18 protein-coding genes are annotated in these 19,833 nt (G+C 59.3%); 12 read left to right on the forward strand and 6 right to left on the reverse strand.

Features of this window, described 5'->3' with window-relative positions; all coding sequences use genetic code 11:
* Positions 1-67: 67 nt before the first annotated feature.
* Positions 68-1,588 carry an acetaldehyde dehydrogenase ExaC gene (gene exaC / locus AB4N98_RS16030; protein WP_017528960.1) on the reverse strand — a complete coding sequence of 507 codons (1,521 nt, stop codon included), beginning with the start codon at positions 1,586-1,588 and terminating at the stop codon, positions 68-70.
* Between the two features lie 271 nt (positions 1,589-1,859).
* On the opposite strand from exaC, the gene AB4N98_RS16035 reads away from it, so the two are divergent.
* The 7 genes from AB4N98_RS16035 (at position 1,860) to AB4N98_RS16065 (ending at position 10,760) form a co-directional block, all read left to right on the forward strand.
* A complete protein-coding gene (locus AB4N98_RS16035; protein WP_223496190.1) occupies positions 1,860-3,767 on the forward strand; it encodes a sigma-54-dependent Fis family transcriptional regulator in 1,908 nt (635 codons plus the stop codon).
* A gap of 327 nt (positions 3,768-4,094) precedes the next feature.
* Positions 4,095-4,895 carry a hypothetical protein gene (locus AB4N98_RS16040; RefSeq protein ID WP_460148791.1) on the forward strand — a complete coding sequence of 267 codons (801 nt, stop codon included), beginning with the start codon at positions 4,095-4,097 and terminating at the stop codon, positions 4,893-4,895.
* A 32-nt stretch (positions 4,896-4,927) separates the two neighbouring features.
* The gene (locus AB4N98_RS16045) at positions 4,928-7,090 is read left to right on the forward strand and encodes a hypothetical protein (RefSeq protein ID WP_460148792.1); all 2,163 of its coding nucleotides are present in this window, start codon (positions 4,928-4,930) and stop codon (positions 7,088-7,090) included.
* Between the two features lie 231 nt (positions 7,091-7,321).
* A complete protein-coding gene (locus tag AB4N98_RS16050; RefSeq protein ID WP_065876729.1) occupies positions 7,322-8,275 on the forward strand; it encodes a hypothetical protein in 954 nt (317 codons plus the stop codon).
* Between the two features lie 232 nt (positions 8,276-8,507).
* Positions 8,508-9,857: a UDP-N-acetylmuramate:L-alanyl-gamma-D-glutamyl-meso-diaminopimelate ligase gene (gene mpl / locus AB4N98_RS16055; protein ID WP_217855447.1), complete on the forward strand. Its 1,350-nt coding sequence runs from the start codon at positions 8,508-8,510 to the stop codon at positions 9,855-9,857.
* Positions 9,854-10,483 carry a flavin prenyltransferase UbiX gene (ubiX, locus tag AB4N98_RS16060; protein ID WP_017528953.1) on the forward strand — a complete coding sequence of 210 codons (630 nt, stop codon included), beginning with the start codon at positions 9,854-9,856 and terminating at the stop codon, positions 10,481-10,483. Before mpl ends, ubiX begins: the two co-directional genes overlap by 4 nt.
* Entirely contained in the window at positions 10,476-10,760 is a 285-nt protein-coding gene (locus AB4N98_RS16065; RefSeq protein WP_017528952.1) for a YceK/YidQ family lipoprotein, read from the forward strand. Before ubiX ends, AB4N98_RS16065 begins: the two co-directional genes overlap by 8 nt.
* Before the next feature lie 82 nt (positions 10,761-10,842).
* Here the strand turns inward: AB4N98_RS16065 and AB4N98_RS16070 are convergent, their stop codons facing one another.
* The 3 genes from AB4N98_RS16070 to AB4N98_RS16080 all read right to left on the reverse strand — a co-directional run bounded on the left by AB4N98_RS16070 (position 10,843) and on the right by AB4N98_RS16080 (position 13,793).
* On the reverse strand, positions 10,843-11,484 hold the full coding sequence (locus tag AB4N98_RS16070; protein WP_017528951.1) for an oxidoreductase: 642 nt from the start codon (positions 11,482-11,484) through the stop codon (positions 10,843-10,845).
* A 29-nt stretch (positions 11,485-11,513) separates the two neighbouring features.
* Positions 11,514-13,232 (reverse strand): C13 family peptidase, encoded by a 1,719-nt coding sequence (locus AB4N98_RS16075; protein ID WP_017528950.1) that lies wholly within the window; start codon positions 13,230-13,232, stop codon positions 11,514-11,516.
* Between the two features lie 105 nt (positions 13,233-13,337).
* Positions 13,338-13,793: a MaoC family dehydratase gene (locus tag AB4N98_RS16080; protein WP_017528949.1), complete on the reverse strand. Its 456-nt coding sequence runs from the start codon at positions 13,791-13,793 to the stop codon at positions 13,338-13,340.
* A 163-nt stretch (positions 13,794-13,956) separates the two neighbouring features.
* Between AB4N98_RS16080 and AB4N98_RS16085 the strand changes: the two genes are divergently transcribed.
* The 3 genes from AB4N98_RS16085 to AB4N98_RS16095 are packed head-to-tail and all read left to right on the forward strand — an operon-like array spanning position 13,957 to position 15,635.
* Entirely contained in the window at positions 13,957-14,310 is a 354-nt protein-coding gene (locus AB4N98_RS16085; protein WP_017528948.1) for a CidA/LrgA family protein, read from the forward strand.
* Positions 14,307-15,023: an LrgB family protein gene (locus tag AB4N98_RS16090; RefSeq protein WP_017528947.1), complete on the forward strand. Its 717-nt coding sequence runs from the start codon at positions 14,307-14,309 to the stop codon at positions 15,021-15,023. The genes AB4N98_RS16085 and AB4N98_RS16090 overlap by 4 nt, the downstream gene beginning before the upstream one ends.
* Before the next feature lie 21 nt (positions 15,024-15,044).
* Entirely contained in the window at positions 15,045-15,635 is a 591-nt protein-coding gene (locus AB4N98_RS16095; protein ID WP_068936650.1) for an LON peptidase substrate-binding domain-containing protein, read from the forward strand.
* Here AB4N98_RS16095 and AB4N98_RS16100 read toward each other — a convergent pair.
* The gene (locus AB4N98_RS16100) at positions 15,632-16,948 is read right to left on the reverse strand and encodes a bifunctional DedA family/phosphatase PAP2 family protein (RefSeq protein WP_068936652.1); all 1,317 of its coding nucleotides are present in this window, start codon (positions 16,946-16,948) and stop codon (positions 15,632-15,634) included. The two genes, AB4N98_RS16095 and AB4N98_RS16100, sit on opposite strands and share 4 nt — an antisense overlap.
* Before the next feature lie 78 nt (positions 16,949-17,026).
* Positions 17,027-17,713 carry a DNA-3-methyladenine glycosylase gene (locus AB4N98_RS16105; protein WP_065876802.1) on the reverse strand — a complete coding sequence of 229 codons (687 nt, stop codon included), beginning with the start codon at positions 17,711-17,713 and terminating at the stop codon, positions 17,027-17,029.
* Between the two features lie 174 nt (positions 17,714-17,887).
* On the opposite strand from AB4N98_RS16105, the gene AB4N98_RS16110 reads away from it, so the two are divergent.
* Both AB4N98_RS16110 and nadD read left to right on the forward strand, forming a co-directional pair.
* Positions 17,888-19,153 carry a glutamate-5-semialdehyde dehydrogenase gene (locus AB4N98_RS16110; protein WP_017528943.1) on the forward strand — a complete coding sequence of 422 codons (1,266 nt, stop codon included), beginning with the start codon at positions 17,888-17,890 and terminating at the stop codon, positions 19,151-19,153.
* Positions 19,153-19,797, forward strand: coding sequence for a nicotinate-nucleotide adenylyltransferase (gene nadD, locus AB4N98_RS16115; protein WP_017528942.1), 645 nt, complete (start codon positions 19,153-19,155; stop codon positions 19,795-19,797). Before AB4N98_RS16110 ends, nadD begins: the two co-directional genes overlap by 1 nt.
* Positions 19,798-19,833: the final 36 nt, after the last annotated feature.

Raw genomic sequence — 19,833 nt, forward strand, 5'->3', positions numbered from 1 at the left:
CAATGCAATCGGGAGCAAGCCCCGTCCCACAGGTTTAACCGCATTTCAAAGTGGGTGGGGTGATGGGTTAGAAGAAGCCCAACGGATTAATGTCGTAACTCACCAGCAAGTTTTTAGTCTGCTGGTAATGGTCCAACATCATCTTGTGCGTTTCACGGCCCACGCCGGACTTCTTGTAACCACCGAACGCAGCATGCGCCGGGTACAGGTGATAGCAGTTGGTCCACACGCGCCCGGCCTTGATCGCCCGGCCCATGCGGTAGGCGCGGTTGATGTCGCGGGTCCACACGCCGGCGCCCAGGCCGAACTCGGTGTCGTTGGCAATCGCCAGGGCTTCGGCTTCGTCCTTGAAGGTGGTGATACTCACCACCGGGCCGAAGATTTCTTCCTGGAATACGCGCATGTCGTTGGTGCCCTTGAGCAGGGTCGGCTGGATGTAATAACCGCCGGCCATGTCGCCGGTGAGTTTTTCCACTTTGCCACCGGTGAGCAGTTGCGCGCCTTCACCCTTGGCGATTTCCAGGTAGGACAGGATCTTGTCGAACTGCTGCTCGGATGCCTGGGCGCCGACCATGGTGTCGGTGTCCAGCGGGTCGCCGCGCTTGATCTGTTCGATTTTCTTCATCACCACTTTCATGAAGTCGTCGTAGATCGACTCTTCCACCAGCGCGCGGGATGGGCAGGTGCACACTTCGCCCTGGTTGAAGAACGCCAGCACCAGGCCTTCAGCGGCTTTTTCGATAAACGACGGCTCGGCTTTCATGATGTCGGCGAAGAAGATGTTCGGCGACTTGCCGCCCAGCTCGACGGTCGACGGAATAATGTTCTCGGCCGCCGCATGCATGATGTGCGAGCCCACCGGGGTGGAGCCGGTGAAGGCGATCTTGGCGATGCGTTTGCTGGTGGCCAGGGCTTCGCCGGCTTCTTTGCCGAAGCCGTGCACGACGTTCAGCACGCCCGGTGGCAGCAAGTCGCCGATCACTTCCATCAGCACGTTGATGCCCAGCGGGGTCTGCTCGGCCGGCTTGAGAACCACGCAGTTACCGGCGGCGAGGGCCGGGGCGAGTTTCCAGGCGGCCATCAGCAGCGGGAAGTTCCACGGGATGATCTGGCCGACCACGCCGAGGGGTTCGTGGAAGTGATAGGACGCGGTGTGCTCGTTGATCTCGGCGCTGGTGCCTTCCTGGGCGCGCAGGCAGCCGGCGAAGTAGCGGAAGTGGTCGGCGGCCAGTGGGATGTCGGCGTTGAGGGTTTCACGCACGGCCTTGCCGTTGTCCCAGGTTTCGGTGATGGCCAGCAGTTCGAGGTTTTGTTCGATGCGGTCGGCGATTTTCAGCAGCACCAGCGAGCGGTCCTGCGCCGAGGTCTTGCCCCAGGCGTCAGCGGCGGCGTGGGCGGCGTCTAGCGCCTTGTCGATGTCTTTGGCAGTGGAACGCGGGAATTCGGCGATAGGCTTGCCGTTGACCGGCGAGGTGTTGGTGAAGTAATTGCCGTCGACCGGCGCAACGAACTCGCCACCAATGAAGTTGCCGTACTTGGCTTTGAACGAAACGATCGCGCCTTCAGTACCGGGGTGTGCGTAACGCATGGTGGGTATCTCCTGGCTTTTATGTTTATTGGAGTGCAGCGCTCAAGCGCTTGATAAAGCGTAGAGCAAAGGTTGGGCCAGTGCTCTGCGGGTCAGTTAAATCAAGGGCTTGGGGTTTGTTGCAAGGCGTTGCTGTCACGCAGGCGGTACAGCCGCGTGACAGTTTGTGCCATAAACGGTACAGGCTGTGACCGGTGGGTCGGCGCGGGATTGCATCTGCCGCAGGGCTGGGGGATGCTGGGCGCTCTCACGCCGGGAGAATAATAAGAACATGCACAACGATCATTTCAGTCGCCATGCCCAGCAAGTATTGACCGTTACCCGTGGGCAAGACCTGACCCAGGGCCCCGGCAGCGACCCGTCCATCGCCCGCTCCTGGTTGCGTTGCCTTCAGGACTACCACCTCGACCCTGCGCTGACCATCGCTCCCACCGTGCTTGAACACGCGCGTCTGCTGGAAAGCCGCGAGCGTCTGCAGCACGTGCTGCACATCGCCGGCAGCGAAATGAACAGCCTGCACCAACAACTCTCCGGCGCCGGCCACGCGGTGCTGCTGACCGATGCGCGCGGGGTGATCCTCAACTGTGTCACCGCGCCGTCCGAGCGCAAGATTTTCGAGCGCGCCGGGCTGTGGCTCGGTGCCGATTGGAGTGAAGCCTGCGAAGGTACCAATGGCATCGGCACCTGCCTGGTGGAGCGCCAGTCCCTGACCATCCACCGCGATGAACACTTTCGCGGCCGGCATACCGGGCTGACCTGTTCGGCCAGCCCGGTGTTCGACCCTCACGGTGAGCTGCTGGCGGTGCTGGATGTGTCGTCGGCGCGGGAGGCGGTGTCGCGCCAGAGCCAGTTTCACACCATGGCATTGGTCAATCTCTCCGCGAAGATGATCGAGAGCTGTTACTTCCTGCGTCATTTTGAGAACCACTGGCTGCTGCGTTTCCATTTGCAGGCCGAGTCCGTGGGGTTGTTCAGTGAAGGGCTGTTGGCGTTCGATGGCGAAGGTCGGGTGTGCGCGGTCAACCAAAGTGCGTTGAACCTGCTGGGGCAGGTGCGTGGGGGGTTGCTGGGCCAGCCGGTGGAAGCGTTTTTCGAGTGCTCCCTGGACCAATTGCTCGCTCGCTCCAGCGCCAATGCGACCGCCAGTTGGCCCCTGCGCACCCGTGATGGCCGGCATTTATTTGCGGCGTTGCGGGGGCAGGCACGCAATGTGCCGGTCGCCACCGCCAAGCCCGTGGCGCCGCGCCTTGCAGATATCTGCCTGGGCGACCCGGCCCTGCAAAATGATTTTCGTAAAGCACTGCGCGTATTTGAGCGCGACGTGCCGTTATTGATCAACGGCGAAACCGGCTGCGGTAAAGAAGCTTTTGCCAAGGCCGTGCATCAGGCCAGCTCGCGTGCCGACAAGCCCTTCGTGGCCCTCAACTGCGCCGCCATCCCCGAAAACCTGATTGAAAGTGAGTTGTTCGGTTATCGCGGTGGCAGTTTTACCGGTGCGCTCAAAGAAGGGATGCGCGGCAAGCTGCAACAGGCCGATGGTGGCACGTTGTTTCTCGATGAGATCGGTGACATGCCGTTCGCGTTGCAAACCCGTCTGCTGCGGGTGTTGGAAGATCGAGTGGTGGTGCCCATCGGCGGCGCGCCGCAGGCGGTGGATGTCAGAGTTATCAGCGCCACCCATCGTAACCTGTCAGCACGTGTTGCCAATGGCAGTTTCCGCGAAGATCTTTACTATCGTCTCAACGGCCTTGAAATTGCGGTGCCCCCCTTACGCGAGCGTAGCGACAAAGCACAATTGCTGGCGTTTTTGCTTGCAAATGAAGCTGCAGGACAGGTTGTGTCGCTTGATGAGGCGGCGCACCACGCTCTGCTCGAATACGCTTGGCCTGGCAACGTTCGGCAATTGCGCAACGTACTTCGCACGTTGGCAGCGCTGTGCGAGAACGGGCAAATCGGTTTTGAAGACCTGCCGCCAATCATCCGCCAGGCGCGAGCGATGACGGTTGTCGAGTCTGGCCAAGAGCGCGCACTGGACGATGCAGAGCGGGTGGCGTTGCTCAACGCATTGAAGCAGCAACATTGGCACATGTCCCATACGGCAAAGAGCTTAGGGGTAAGCCGGAATACGCTTTACAGGAAGCTGCGCAAACACGGAATCGAACGTTGTTCACAAGTATGATCGCCACCTTGTCGCCACAAAATTTACGAAGCCTGAGGGAGGGGGTAGGGCCGAAATAATTGGATAAGAGTTTTCGAATTTTTTTTGAATTACTTGTATGAAATCACACCACTCAGGGTACGAACAGTTACTGAATTTAATCGTACCCGAGTGTGGAAAGATGACGAATTTTGAAGGTGTAAAAGCAACACCGTTCTTTTCGAATAACATGGCGCGCGAATTACCATTGGTTGCCGCCAGGGCGACTAAAGATAATGCATTCGTTACCAACCCCCCTCCGCGAAAATACCGGACACCCCCGAAGCGCGAGCTACTGCTGACGCTCAATTGGCCAAGCCCTACGCGATCGCATTGGCGACGCGCTCTTACCACACCTCAATTTCCCCTCCCGATGTTCCAGTTGCTCCCGAGTCGACGCTTGGGCGCTGGCGTACCCAATTGGACAGTGCTTTCAAGAGCCCCGGATTTATATCGTGGGCAAAAGAGCAGGGGCTTGATACCAAAAAACTCAAACTGGATCCGTTCCTCGGGGAGTTGACTGCAATTGTAAATGGCCAGTTGCAAACGTTCTCCCTGACCGACGATTCGGGTTGGTCAGATATTTCTCGAGTGCTGTTATCCATTGCAAAGGCGATCGCCCCAATGTCCGGGCAGGCGTTCGATTATCCCTGGCCCGAAGGGAAGGTGCCGTTGTACACGGTGGGGAGGTTTTATGGCGAACCTGTCGACCTCTCGCCTTCACAAGCCGCCTCACACATTAAGCAATTGAAAGAAGGGCGCGCGTTTGAGTTTGCGCCTGTAAAGCAGGCACTGCAGCGATCTGTAGAGGCGCTGGCGGGGCACGAGGAGGCGCTGGGGAATGAAGCAAATCGTCATGCGCTTCTTGCTGCGCTGAGGTCACAGGTAGACGACGCCGAAGGGAAGATCGACCTGAGTAACGTCAGGGTTGCGATTGACCCACGTTCGAGTTTGTTCCTTCGCGAACAGCGCCGGGAAATAAGTGTTGCGCAACTGCTCGAAGAGCAAGGGCAGAAACCACCTGCGAGCAGCGAACTGGCGCATGACTTGGCCAACGCTATGTCCTTTGACCTTGCCCACCGGGTGCCTGGTGCCGATGCTGGGGGGTAAGGCATATTGTTGGGCTGCTGAACAAAACCTCATTGCGCAAGATGAAAGCGGTGGTGGATCAGTGGAAGTTGGCGCATGCAAGTCAAGCTGCTGAACCGCAAGTGGGGGCAGGGGCAGGTAGCTTGTTACGTAGCCTGATTAGCACGCTTTCAGCATCTGAGAAGAAGGCAATTGCCGACAATCCTTCATGGGGAGTGGACCAGCTCATTCGGTCGCCCGATGCTCAGGCATTGGGCAGCGCTATACAAACGCGTATCAAACTAGCAGCATCGCCGACCGGTGCGCTTGAGGCCTTGACTGCGGCGCTCTTGCAAGAGCTCGATCCTAACCCAGAGCGGTCACGTTTCAACGTGGCGGGCTATAACCTTTATAAAAGCGAAAATGTGGGTGCCTGCGCTGCTGAAATCGTCAAACGCTTTACTGCTCACCTTGAAAGTAAAGTGGGAGTTGAAGCCGCCCCGCTTGCTGCGCAACTATTGCTATCAGCCGTCGCTCCTGAACTGCTGGTGAAGAACACGCCTGCGAACCTTGTGTATGGATCTCATACGTGGGGGGAGTTCTCTATAGCGGTTGCATTGGTAGAGCATGAGGCACCCGGTGCGTCGGGGAACATGACGTTCAGTCAAGTCATGAGCTATGCGGATGCGCAACTTCGTATTCTTGAAGGGAGGGAGGCGTTAGCCGCAGCGTCAACCGATCCGCTTATTGCGTGGGGCCTCGCTAATCAGGTGATTAAATGCAATCCAAAAGGGCAGTACACGTCCGAAGAGATTGAACAATCATTAAAGGTATTAAAAAAACAGAAAAAGGAATTGGAGTGGGCGCGCGTCGAGCTAATGAAACCAACGCCTACTCGGCAGGAAGCGGCGTTGGCCGAGTTCAAACGGGTGTTCCCTGAGGTTGATCCGACGAAGGCGACGTTACGGAGTGTTCATGAAGCCGGGTATGTCGTATCGCCCCTGGATGTCTATATGACGAAGCCTCAGCATTTGGATTGGTGGAAGTCGCGAAATGAAAAGGAATTTTCGTGGGAACAGGTGAAAGCTCGCTTTTCTGAGCTTGATGACAATATCGATAAAAAGTTCTCTGATGAGTTTGAAGTGTATACGAAGACTCAAGCAGCTGCCTGGGCTATTCAGTTCAAGTATCAAGTGTCTTTGCTACCATGGGTGGAACAGGAGCGTATAAAAAACTCTGAGGTAACGTTCGTCGGTGTGTCTCGCCCGTTTTTGGGAACGAAGCTAAATAGTCGCGGCGGCCTGTTCCCTGAGCGCATACCACGAACGCCGACCCCGCATGAACTCAAAGAACTAGACGGGGTGTGCGGTTTACTTATGAAAGTGAAGGCAGCGGATGGCAAGGTTGAGTACTACAGTTATTTTCCAGGCCTAGGGAAAATAGTTAAGGAACAGGGCGTGCCGGAAGAACAGTCTAACTTTGACGATAGCAAGTATTTTCCCTCGGACTCAACGCCGCGTGTGCCGGGTACTAATAATGTGTTTACGATATTTGATGCTGTTGATCCGAACCCAGCCTCGCCTGACGTAGCGGGTGAAGAAAGCGCACCTTATTTTTCTCGACGGACGGGTAGGCTGGCGACCGTCGTGGGTAAATTCTTCACCAAAGATTATGGCGACTTAAAGGCACGGGCTGCCGGTGAAACAATTATTGAAAAGAATAATAGAAAAATTAAGGCGATCAATGATTTTATTCTTTCGCTTGTCCCTTTTTATGACGGCATCAAAGATGCGATCAAGGGTAATGTTGCGGGCTCGGTTTTTAATCTCGGGTTTGACCTCTTAGGGTTCTTTCTTCCTGGGGCGCGCGCCGCGAGCAGAGCGGCGAAACTTGGAAAATCAACCGGAAAAATACTCAAAAGCTCTTTCTTTGCTGGCCTTGGCGCTTCTACGGGTGTCACCGATACTATTGAGCTTCCGAAAAACCTCAAGCGGGGGGCAGTAGCATTGGGTCAGGATGCAAGATCGCTGCAAAAACATGCAGATGAGGTGCTCCCTCGATTAAAAGGGAATTATGGATCTTATGAAGTGACTAGGACTTATAAGGAAGGTGATATTGTCAAGGGGTTCTATCAAATAGAATCTGACGGCGTGTATAAGCCCATCGTCGCGATACTTAAAAAGGGGGGTGGTATGCGTACAGTAGTGTCACCAATACCCCGTTTGGCCCTCAGTTAGTGCAATTTGGTACGTTGAGCGCACTGCAGTCCTCGAATAAACCGAAATGATTTGCGGGTGGCCAATTAACTGCTCCTCACACGCTCCAGTGTCAGTGGTCAATGTTGGCGCGTTATGTGTTAGTGATGAATTTTTAATTTTAATTTGGAACCGTTAAAGCTCTTTTAGTTACACAGTGGGTGAAAGAAACGGATGGCTTTCTAATGTAAATCAATCATTAGGTAGGGCATTATGATATTTTCAAATTCAGTGACACGGCGGGTAGCTTTCTCAAAAGTTGGGGATATTTTTAGTGGGGGGTGGACCAGGACCCCCACCCCACCCCCTATCAAGGGGTTTGAACTTACAAAGATAGAAGTCCAGGCCGGGCCCAAGTCTGCAGGCAGCAGCAAGCACGATTTCGATCAGGACTTCGTCGATAAAAAAGTGAGTGGCTTTGAAGGGCCGGGGCACGTCAGTGGCAAGCGCCAGCCAGGGGATACCCCCGATGCAGATACTCCTGATTCTCCAGAAATCACTCAATACAGAGAGGCGAACAGGAAGAAGTGGCAGGCTGAACAAGATGCTAAAGCCCGGGATAAGTTGTTTGATCAGCCGACCCCAGGTCGAGTAGACGGAAGGGAGGCTGAGCCTTTTTCGCAGAGTGGCCTTGAAGACAACGCCGAGGTGGTAGTAAAGGCTAAAACTGCGAAAGCGAATCGGGCGCTTCCGCTTGAGGCGCGAAATATAGCCAAGACCGCCGCGATTACGACGGCGATCACAGCACCCATAACGGCGACCGCGACACTTGCCGCGAACGTCGTTCTGGAACGTCTCAAACCCAAAATCAATCCAGCGCAGACGCCAGCTACAGAGCAGCATGTGATGGAGTCGCGGCTGGTTGATAATGCTCAACGGAACGTATTTCTGTTAGCAAATACGCTGGGTAGTCTTCGTTCGGAAGAGGGCGTCAAACCCAGTGTGGAGTGGTTGGCAAAAACAAATGATGAACGCATGGATTACTTGGATGAGATGCTGGACTACCTTGAAAAGGAGTTTGCTGTAGAAGCGAACTCGCGGGGTATTCAAACTCAGCCTCCGTCAATCGGCGCGCAAGAAGAGGATATCAAGAGCCGGGCCACTGGCATGGAGTCCAGAATGGCATACATCAACGGTCTGTTGAGCGCCATAAAACCCAAGGTGTAGTTAATTCGCGCCTCATACACGGTGTAATGGGCGGTTCCGACTGAACCGCTCATAAGCAGTTGCTCACTTAACAGGGGGGCAACTGCTTATCGTGTTGTTCATGCCATAAAGTCACGCTGCGGTTATCGGTGCATGCGTTAACGTTGGCGCATTTTACCAGGCGGCTGACCGTATAAAAGGTGCGATTTGCCCCTCCCTGCGCTAACCTGCCTCGATGTTTAAGAGGTCAACCATGCACATTCATATTCTCGGTATCTGCGGCACATTCATGGGCTCGATGGCCGTTCTGGCCAAGGAACTCGGCCATCACGTGACCGGCTCCGATGCCAATGTTTACCCACCCATGAGCACGCAACTGGAGGCCCAGGGGATTGAGTTGACCCAGGGTTACGACCCGGCGCAATTCGACCCGGTCCCTGACCTGGTGGTCATCGGCAATGCCATGTCCCGTGGTAACCCTGCTGTTGAATACGTGCTTAACAAAGGTTTGCCTTATGTGTCCGGCCCGCAATGGCTGGCCGATCATGTGCTGCAAGGCCGCTGGGTGCTGGCTGTGGCCGGCACGCATGGCAAGACCACCACCAGCAGCATGCTGGCCTGGGTGCTGGAGCACGCGGGCATGAGCCCGGGTTTCCTGATCGGCGGCGTACCGCAGAATTTCTCGGTGTCGGCGCGCCTGGGCGATACGCCGTTCTTCGTGATTGAGGCGGATGAATATGACAGCGCCTTCTTCGACAAGCGTTCCAAATTCGTTCATTACCGTCCGCGCACCGCGATCCTCAATAACCTGGAGTTCGATCACGCCGACATTTTCCCCGATCTACCGGCCATTGAGCGGCAGTTTCACCATTTGGTGCGCACCATCCCCAGCGAAGGCCTGGTGATTCACCCCACGACCGAGCCGGCCTTGCAGCGTGTCATTGACATGGGCTGCTGGACCCCGGTGCAAACCACCGGCGTCGGCGGGCAGTGGCAGGTCAAGTTGCTCAGCGACGACGGCTCGCGCTTTGAAGTGCTGTTCGAAGGCCAGGCCCAGGGCGTCGTCGAGTGGGACATGACCGGTCAGCACAACGTTGCCAATGCCTTGGTCACCTTGGCCGCCGCGCGCCATGTGGGTGTGGTGCCGTCCATGGGCATCGCGGCCTTGAGCGCGTTCAAAAGCGTGAAGCGGCGCATGGAAAAAGTCGCCGATGTGAACGGGATTACCCTCTACGACGACTTTGCCCACCACCCCACGGCGATCGCCACCACCCTTGATGGCCTGCGCAAGCGCGTCGGGGATGCCCAAGTGATCGCGATTGTCGAGCCGCGCTCCAACTCCATGAAGCTCGGCGCGCACCGCGATGGGTTGCCGCAAAGCGTCAATGACGCCGATCGGGTGGTGTGGTACGCCCCGGCCAACCTCGGCTGGGACCTGCCGGCCATTGCCGCGCTGTGCACCGTGCCATCGAAGGTGTGTGATTCCCTCGACGCCATCATCGAAGACGTCAAGCACCACGCCAAGCCCGGCACCCAGGTGGTGATCATGAGCAACGGCGGCTTCGGCGGCCTGCACGGCAAGCTGGCCGAGGCGCTCAAGTGAGCGGGCCGGAACGCGTTACCCTGGCGATGACCGGCGCCTCGGGCGCGCCTTACGGTCTGCGCCTGCTCGATTGTTTGGTGCGTGAAGACCGTGAGGTGCATTTCCTGATCTCCAAAGCGGCGCAATTGGTGCTGGCTACCGAGACGGAGGTGCAGCTGCCGCCCAAGGTGCAGATGATGCAAGCCTTCCTCACCGAATACACCGGTGCGGCGGCGGGGCAGATCAAGGTGTATGGCAAAGAGGACTGGATGTCGCCGGTGGCTTCGGGCTCCGGTGCGCCGGCCGCGATGGTGGTGGTGCCGTGCTCTACCGGCACCTTGTCGGCGATTGCCACGGGGGCCTGCAATAATTTGATCGAGCGCGCGGCGGACGTGACGTTGAAGGAGCGTCGCCAGTTGATCCTGGTACCGCGCGAGGCGCCATATTCGAGTATTCATCTGGAGCACATGCTCAAGCTGTCGAATATGGGCGTGACCATCTTGCCGGCATCGCCAGGCTTTTATCACCAGCCGCAAACCATCGATGACCTGGTGGATTTTGTGGTGGCTCGCATTCTCAACCTGCTGAGCATCCCCCAGGACATGCTGCCGCGTTGGGGCGAGCACCATCTGAGCAGCGATGAATAAGGCGCTGCTGCTGGTGTTGGCGCTGCACCTGAGCGGCTGCGCCACCGCGCGCACGCTGGACGCGGCGCAACCGGGCGCGCCGGTGGTATATGCCGGCACGCGGCTGGACGTGTATGCGATAAATGGTGGCTGCTGCGCCAAGGACCGGTTTGGCGCCGAGGCGCCGAGCTACCCCGGCGTCGACCTGCCGGCCAGTGCGTTGCTCGATACGCTGCTGTTGCCGTTGTCGGTGTTGACGGTGCTGGGAGTTGGATTCAACGCAACCGGCGGACTCTAGCCTGGGTTTTAAAGGCACCACATCACTCATGTGGGAGGGGGCTTGCTCCCACAGTTGGATAGGTGCAGGTTTTTAGATCGCATTACTTACCGAGTTTGCGCAGCTCATCCGACTCGACGATCCGCACCCCATCCTGCTCTTCCAGTGCCAGGCGCCACATGGCGCGGGCCAGTTCGCACACTTCGATGCCGTGGTACTTGCCCGGAATCAAGCGCGACAACGGGCCGGCCAGTTGCTCGGCCAGGCGGGGTTCCAGCCGTTCCCCCAGTAATAGAGACGGGCGCACGATGGTCAGTTGCGGCCAATCCTGCGCCTTCAGCGCCTGCTCCATTTCGCCTTTGACCCGGTTGTAGAACACCGAGGATTGCGGATCGGCGCCAATCGCACTGATCACGATCAGATGCCGCGCGCCCATTTCCCGTGCGCGCTTGGCGAAGGTCACGACCATGTCCAGGTCGACAGCCCGGAACGCCGCCTCGGAACCGGCCTTCTTGATGGTGGTGCCCAGGCAGCAGAAAGCGATATCCACGCGACCGCTCAGTTGCGCCAGCAATACCGCCGGGTCACCCACCGGGTTTTCCAGATGTGGGTGTTCGGCCAGGGGCTTGCGGCTGGGCGCGAGTACGCGGGTGACGGTGGGTTCGTTGAGCAGGCGATCGAGCAGGTGTTCGCCGGTAAGGCCAGAGGCGCCAGCGAGCAAAATATGCTGAGGTGTCAGGTACATAGTGTTTCCCCCTTGTTACACGTTACAGCTTAGTTGCCTTTGGCTTCCTTGCTATTCATTGAGACGCTTTCGAGCGCCTTTCGTGCCTGCTGCTTGCGTAATAGTTGCCAGTGAGCGATCACCCCTTTAGGCGCCCACATCTGCGGTTCGGAGGGCTCGAAGTTGTCTGCCTGTTCGCGCTCGGTCACGTGCAGTTGCGCCAGCTTGAAGGCTTGCTGCAGGTCGTCGGTCTGGTTGAAGGCTTGGGCGAAGAGGGCGTCGCCGAAGTAGGTGAAGTCAGCCTCTTCGGAGCAGCCGAAGGACACGCGGTCGGCTCGCGAGGCGGTCATGATCAGCGTGCGATCGTCTTTGAGCGCGGGGATAAACCCTCCGGAGTAGCAGGCGGAAATTACCACGATTTTGTCGCGGTTCTTCAGCGGGGCGAGTACGGCCGCCAGCTCGTCGGCGGGCAGGTCGGCGAGTTCCATGCGCGGTTGGTCCAGGACCAGTTCGTGTTCGTGGGTGCCGTGGCTGGTCAGGTAAATAAACACCAGGTCTTCCGGCCCGGTGCGTTCGGCCAGGGTTTGCACGGCACGGCGCAGGCTTTCACGGGTGGCCAGCGGGCGATCGGCGATATGGTCGCGGTGGTTGACCAGGCGGATCTGCCCGCGCGCGCCGAAGCGTGAGGCGAGCATGTTGCTGACGTAGTCGGCTTCGCGCAGGAACACGCTTTGCTTGCCATCGCCGGCCAGCGCCAGGGTATACAGCTCGACGGCCGGCGTGGAGGTGGGCACGGCGGCGAGTGCCGCATCGAGCAGGCGACCCTGGGCCAATACGCCGATTTCCAGAGGGTCGGGCAGCAGCTTGCCGTCGGCGTCACGCACGCGCATGCCGTTGACCCATGTGCCGGCCTGTACGGTGCCGTCGGTGAGTACCAGGGTGCCCCGGCCTTGATAGTTGTCGCTGTCGAAGCCACCGATGTAGAAGCTGCCGTCCGTGAGGTTCAGGCGGCCTTCGCCGGTGAAGCGCCAGTCGCTGAACTGGCCGACGTAGTGGCTGCCATCCACCCCGATCAACTCGCCCTTGCCGCTGAGCGCGCCCTCCTTGAACTGGCCGATCCACACGTCGCCGTCGGCGTTTTCATAACGGCCCTTGCCGTTGAGTTGGTTCTGTTTGAACTGGCCGACATAGATGTCGCCGTCAGCGCTGTTGAAGGTGCCGTTGCCCTCCAACTGGCCATCGACGAAATGGCCGCTGAACTGGTTGCCGCTGTCGTCGTTGCGCTGGCCTTCGCCGTTCGGCTTGCCGTGGGCGAACTGGCCCTGGTATTGGCTGCCGTCGGCCAGCTCCAGGCGGCCGAGGCCGGAATACTGGTCGTCCTTGAATTCGCCGCGATAGGTCATCTGCCCCTCTTTGAGGGTGCCTTCGCCGTTGCGCCGGCCGTTGCTGAAACCGCCGACATAGTGGCTGCCCGCCGTGGTCAGGCTGCCCTGGCCGTCGAACAGGCCCTGCTTGAACTGGCCTTTATAGACTTCGCCGTTGCTGCCATGCCATTCGCCCTGGCCGTGCCACTGGCCCTTATCGAACTCACCGGCGTACCAACTGCCATTGGGGTAGTCGACGCGGCCCTGGCCTTGCAGCAAACCATTGACCACATCGCCCCGGTAACGGCCGCCATCGGGCAGGCGCGCATCGGGCGGCAACAGCGATTCGCCGTCTCCGCAAGCGGTGAGCAACAGGGCAAGGGCGAGGGGGGCGAGTGGGCGCATAGCGGGATCCGGATAATTGAGCGCCGAGTATGCCGCAGCTGCAGGTTTCATACATAAATTTACATACCCTGTGGTGAGTTTCAGTGCCTCACCACAGGGAAAACCTTATACGAAGCAGAGTGACAGCGACTCGGCGATGTAAGCCGGTTTTTCCTGGCCCTCGATCTCAAGGGTGGCGGTGGCCTTGAACAGCCACTGGCCAGGTTTTTTCTCGGTGACACTTGTCAGGGTCACGTTAAGGCGCACCTTGGAGTCGACCTTCACCGGCTGGATAAAGCGCACGCTGTCCAGGCCGTAGTTGATCGCCATCTTCAGGCCTTCGGGCATGATCAGAATGTCTTCCATCAACATGGGCATCAGCGACAGCGACAGGAAACCGTGGGCGATGGTGCTGCCGAACGGGGTTTGCGCGGCCTTGACCGGGTCGACGTGGATGAACTGATGATCGCCGGTGGCCTCTGCGAACAGGTTGATACGGGCCTGGTCGATGGTGAGCCATTCGGAACGTCCCAGTTCCTTGCCGACATAATCGTTGAGCTGCGCTACGGGTACATAGGGCATTGCGTCTCTCCTTGGTCCATCGATGCTGTTTTTAGGGGTTACAGAGAACCAATGTAGATCATCATGGGCACCCGGCCCGGTCAACCCACCATGCTTTTGGCGAATGCCGATGCATAGCGCGGGCGTGCTTATAATGCGGGCGGGTCTTGAGGGGAGAGAGCGGATGCTGTTACGCGGGCTGACATGGCTGGTGTTGTTTCAATTGATCGGCACGGCCATCAATCATTTATTGCTGCCGGTGCTGCCGGGGCCGATCATCGGCCTGCTGCTGATGCTGGGTTATCTGGTGTGGCGTGGCGAAGTCGGCGAGCCCCTGAGCCTGGCGGCCAGCAGCCTGCTGCGTTACCTACCGTTGCTGCTGGTGCCGCCGGCGGTGGGGGTGATGGTGTACGCCAAGGATATCGCCGCCGACTTCTGGGCCATCGTCGGCGCGTTGGTGTTGTCGCTGGTGGTGGCCATGGCCTTTGTCGGTGTGCTGATGCAGCAGATGGTCAAGCGCAAGGAGAAGGACCAATGATGTTCGACTGGCACGGCGCGTGGACGGCGGTGATCCATCACCCGCTGTTCGGCATCGGCATCACCCTCGGCGCCTATCAGCTGGTGCTGGCGGGCTTTGAGAAAACCCGCTGGATCTTCCTGCAACCGGTGCTGGTCTCTATGCTTTTGGTGATCGGGGTGTTGCTCACTTGCGGCTTGAGTTACGCCGAGTACCGCAAGAGCACCGAGATCCTGGGGGTTCTGCTCGGCCCTGCGACAGTGGCCCTGGCCGTGCCGCTTTATCTGAACCTGCGACGGATTCGCCAATTGTTCTGGCCGATTTTTACTACGCTGGTAATAGGCGGGGTGCTGGCCACCGGCCTGTGTGTGCTGCTCGGCTGGTGGTTTGGCGCCGAACACATGATGTTGATGACCATGGCGCCCAAGTCGGTGACCTCGCCGATTGCCATGTTGGTGGCCGAGCAGATTGGCGGCGTGGCGGCCCTGGCGGCCGTGTTCGTACTGATAACCGGTGTGGTGGGCGCGATGGTCGGCCCGGCGCTGCTGACGCTTCTGCGCGTACACGGCCCCGAGGCGCGTGGCATGGCCCTGGGCATGACCGCCCACGCGGTCGGCACCTCGGTGGCCCTGCAGGAAAGCGAAGAGTGCGGTGCCTTTGCGGCGCTGGCCATGAGTCTGATGGGCGTGGCTACGGCGGTCTTCCTACCGCTGGCCGTGTCGGTAATTGTTTAAACCAGGTTTAAGGAAGCCTTTATGAGTCTGGCGCTGTTCCCGCTCAATACCGTGTTGTTCCCCGGTTGCACCCTCGACCTGCAAATATTTGAGGCGCGCTATCTGGATATGATCAGCCGCTGCATGAAAAAGGGCGAAAGCTTCGGCGTGGTCTGCATCCTTGGCGGCAAGGAGGTCGGCATGGCGGCGGATGGCTATGCATTGATTGGCTGCGAAGCGCTGATTCGCGACTTCAAGCAGCAGGACAACGGCCTGCTCGGCATTCGCGTCGAAGGCGGCCGCCGTTTCCGCGTGCGGGAGGCCGGGGTGCAGAAGGACCAACTGCTGGTGGCTGACGTGCAATGGCTTAAAGAGTTGCCGGACCAGCCACTGCACGAAGAAGATGCTGATTTGCTGGCCTTGCTTGAAGCACTGGCGGAGCACCCGATGGTCGCATCGTTGGACATGGACGCCAGTGCCGAAGGCCAGCAAGCCTTGGGCAATCAGTTGGCTTACCTCTTGCCCTTCACCGAAGCCGACAAGATCGACCTGTTGCAACTCGATGACCCGCAGCAGCGCCTGGACGCGATCCAGATGCTGCTCGACGAGTTGCAGGGTGAACTCTTCACTTAGTAGGCATAACGCAACAGTGCGTGGGAAGTGCCGGTGAGTGCGATAAAACTGAACACCGCCACAATCGCCGGCAACAGCAGCCACCAGGTTTTCTTGCGCATTGCCGGCAACGGGCTGCGGTACTGGATAGCGGTCAGGCTGAGCGCACACACGGTCATCGCCAGCAACGTGCCGGCGAGGATGTCGCTGGGCCAGTGCACGCCCAGGTACACGCGGGACAAGGCGATAAACGCGGCGGGAATGCAGCCCAGCAGTATCCAGGTCAGGCGCAGCCGTATCGGTTGGCCGCGACCCGCCAACACCGCCAGCGCCAGGAAAAACGCGAAGGCGCCGGATGCATGGCCGCTTGGCATGCTGAAACTGGTCAGTGGGTCGGTCAGGATTTCGGGGCGGCCACGCGCGAAAAACAGCTTGGTGCCGGTGTTGATGACCGCCGTACCCGCCAATGCTGCGCCGACAAAGATCGCGTGACGCCACTGCCGAGCCAGCAACAGCAGGCCGGTGAACACGGCGCTGGCGATAAACATCTTCTTGAACTCGCCCAGCTGCGTCACCCTCACCATGGTTTCATCCAGCCACGGGCTGCGATGTTCTTGCACCAGCGCACTCAGGCCCTGGTCGAAGTCGTTCAGGTGCGGGTAGCCGATAAACAGCGCAATCAACAGAACCAGGCTGGCGCAACCGACCCATAAGGTAGCGCGTCGATGTTCGCGCAGGCTGCTGTTGAGGCTCAGGCCCAGCAGCAATGCCAGACACGCCGTGACCACGCCCGCTTCAGGCCAGAAACCTTCAGGCAGCGGCAAGCGGAACGCGGCGCCGGTGGCCCAGCCGGGCAGCAGATACGCCACCGTCCAACCGGCTGCGGCGAGCATGCTGACCAGGGCAAAGCGCGGGAATGGCATATCGCACATACCCGCTACCATCGGCAGCATGGGGCGCAATGGGCCAATGAAACGTCCGACCAGCAGGCTGGCAATGCCGTACTTGTGGAAGTAGGTTTCGGCGCCGTTCATCCATTCCGGATGGTGGCGCAGGCCGGGCAGGCGGCGGATGTTCTGATGGAAATGGCGCCCTAAAAAGTAGGAAACCCCGTCGCCCAATAAGCCTCCCAGAAAGCCCATCAGCAAGGTTTCACTCAACGACAGCGCACCGCTGCCGGCCAGCGCGGCGATAGCGAACAACAACACCGTGCCGGGCACGATCAAGCCGGCAATGGCCAGGCACTCCACGCACGCGACGACAAACACCGCCATGGCCAGCCATTGGGGGTTCAGGGTCAGCCAGCCGGTAATGCTATCGAGCCATTGGCTCATACGATCCACTCCATCAATGCGATACAGGCTCTTCAGCGCTGCGGGTATCCATGTGCAGCACGAACAGCTGTGTTCAATTCATCCAATCAAAAAATAGTCGCGGCCTTCGACCTGGCCCCGACGCAGCGGGTTCCGTGTGCAGTAAGGCGCATAGCCAGCATCGACGAAGCGGTACATCAAATGCGCGTCACGCCCGCTGGGAATACCCAGCCGCGTGGTCTGGATAATCTGCGTGGGCACCTGGCCCACATCTTCTACATACAGCAGCTCCTGGTCGAACCGCTTGGCATCCCACATGGGCACTTTCAGCCCCAATGCCTTGCATAGCAGCGTCTGCCCCGCGCATAGCTTTTGCGAGGTGCGCGGGCTGCCGTCGGCGTTTGGGTTGTTCAGCAGCATCTGCGCGAGGCTGGCGGGGCCGGAGACATTATCGACCCACGGGTAGGCCGATTTGATCAGCACCGCATTGCCCGGGCCATGGGCACTGAAGTTCAGGGAGTCGCCGCCACGGGCGTAGTACATGTAGATATGGCCACCATCCAGAAACAAAGCCTTACGCTTTTCTGTGTAGCCGAGTGAGGCGTGGCTGCCTTTTTCGGCCAGGTAATAGGCTTCGGTTTCAATAATTCGCGCCGAAAGCCAGATTTCGCCGACGCGATGGCGTATGACTTTTCCGAGCAATTGGCACGCGAGTATCTGCGCGTCACGGTCGAAGAAGCTGTCGGGCAGGGCGCTGGCGGGGCGTTTGGGCAATGGGCTGGGCATGGTGGTCAGGAGAAATACGGCTAAATGTGACGGAATCATAACAACTCCCACCTTAATTACCGCTGAACCCCAAGTTTTTACAGTTCATTTCGACCATCCGCCCCTCACCGCTGTCAGTCGAGCGGCGTCACGGCTATAATCTGCCGCTTTCCTCTTTGCCAAGACTCCCTGACCATGACTGAGTCCGTTCTTGACTACATGACCCGCCTGGGTCGCGCTGCCCGGCAGGCCTCGCGGTTGATCGCCCGTGCGAGCACGGCGCAGAAGAACCGCGCCTTGCTGGCGGCCGCCGATGCTCTGGATGCTTCGCGCTCCGAGCTCGCCGCCGCCAACGAGCTGGACCTGGCCAACGGCCGCGCCAATGGCTTGGAGCCGGCCCTGCTGGACCGCCTGGCACTGACGCCGGCACGTATCGACGACATGATCGAAGGCCTGCGTCAGGTGGCCAAGCTGCCTGACCCCATCGGTGAAATCCGCGATATGCGCTACCTGCCGTCCGGCATCCAGGTCGGCAAGATGCGCGTGCCCCTGGGCGTGATCGGTATCATCTATGAGTCGCGTCCGAACGTGACCATCGACGCCGCGAGCCTGTGCCTCAAGTCCGGCAACGCCACCATCCTGCGTGGCGGCTCCGAGGCGATCAATTCCAACCGTGCCATTGCCGCCTGCATCCAGCAGGGCCTGGCCGTGGCCGAGTTGCCGGCCGAAGTGGTGCAAGTGGTCGAGACCACCGACCGCGCCGCCGTGGGGGCGCTGATCACCATGCCGGAGTACGTCGATGTGATCGTGCCGCGCGGTGGCAAGAGCCTGATCGAGCGTGTCAGCCGTGATGCCAAGGTGCCTGTCATCAAGCACCTGGACGGTGTATGCCACGTGTTCATCGACATCGCCGCCGACCTCGACAAGGCGATCCGTATCGCCGACAACGCCAAGACCCATCGCTACGCGCCGTGCAACACCATGGAAACCCTGCTGGTGCATGCCGGCATTGCCGAGCGCGTGCTGCCGCCGCTGGCTGCCATCTACCGCGATAAGGGTGTCGAGTTGCGAGGCTGCGAGCGCACCCGTGCGCTGTTGGGCGCGGACGTGATCGAGGCGACCGAGCAGGACTGGTACACCGAATACACGGCGCCGATCCTGTCGATCCGCATCGTTGACGACCTGGACCAAGCCATCGAACACATCAATAAGTACGGTTCCAAGCACACCGACGCCATTGTTTCCGAGCATTTCAGCGATGCGCGACGTTTCCTCAACGAAGTGGATTCCGCTTCGGTGATGGTCAACGCCTCGACGCGTTTTGCCGATGGCTTCGAGTATGGCCTGGGGGCGGAGATCGGTATTTCCACCGACAAGCTCCACGCCCGTGGCCCGGTTGGCCTCGAAGGCCTGACCAGCGAGAAGTACGTGGTGTTTGGCGACGGTCATGTGCGCACTTGATGGCTAAACGCATCGGGCTGCTCGGCGGTACTTTCGACCCCGTGCACATCGGCCATTTGCGCAGTGCCCTGGAAGTCGCGGATGCCCTGGCGCTGGATGAGCTGCGCCTGACCCCCAATTTCCGGCCGCCGCATCGCGACACGCCGCAAGTGTCACCGCAACAACGTTTGCAAATGGTACGCCTGGCCGTAGAGGGCATACCGCCGCTGGTGGTGGACGATCGTGAACTCAAGCGCGATAAACCGTCCTACACTGTCGACACCCTGGAACTGATGCGCGCCGAGTTGGCCGCGGATGACCAGCTGTTTCTGCTTTTGGGCTGGGACGCATTTTGCGGCCTGCCCTCTTGGCATCGCTGGGAGGAACTCCTCCAGCATTGCCACATCCTGGTGCTGCAACGCCCGGATGCCGACAGCGAACCGCCGGATGCCTTGCGCAACCTGCTGGCCGCGCGGTCGGTAAGTGACCCCTTGGCCCTGACCGGGCCGAACGGGAATATTGCATTCGTCTGGCAAACCCCGCTTGCGGTGTCTGCCACCCAGATCCGTCAACTGCTGGCCAGCGGGAAGTCGGTACGTTTCCTGGTGCCTGACGCGGTCCTGGCCTACATCGATGCGCACGGGCTTTACCGTGCGTCGAACTGAAAAGGCGCGCTTGAACGCACGAACAGTCGTGCAGCG

It is taken from the genome of Pseudomonas sp. S3_E10 (assembly GCF_054667615.1).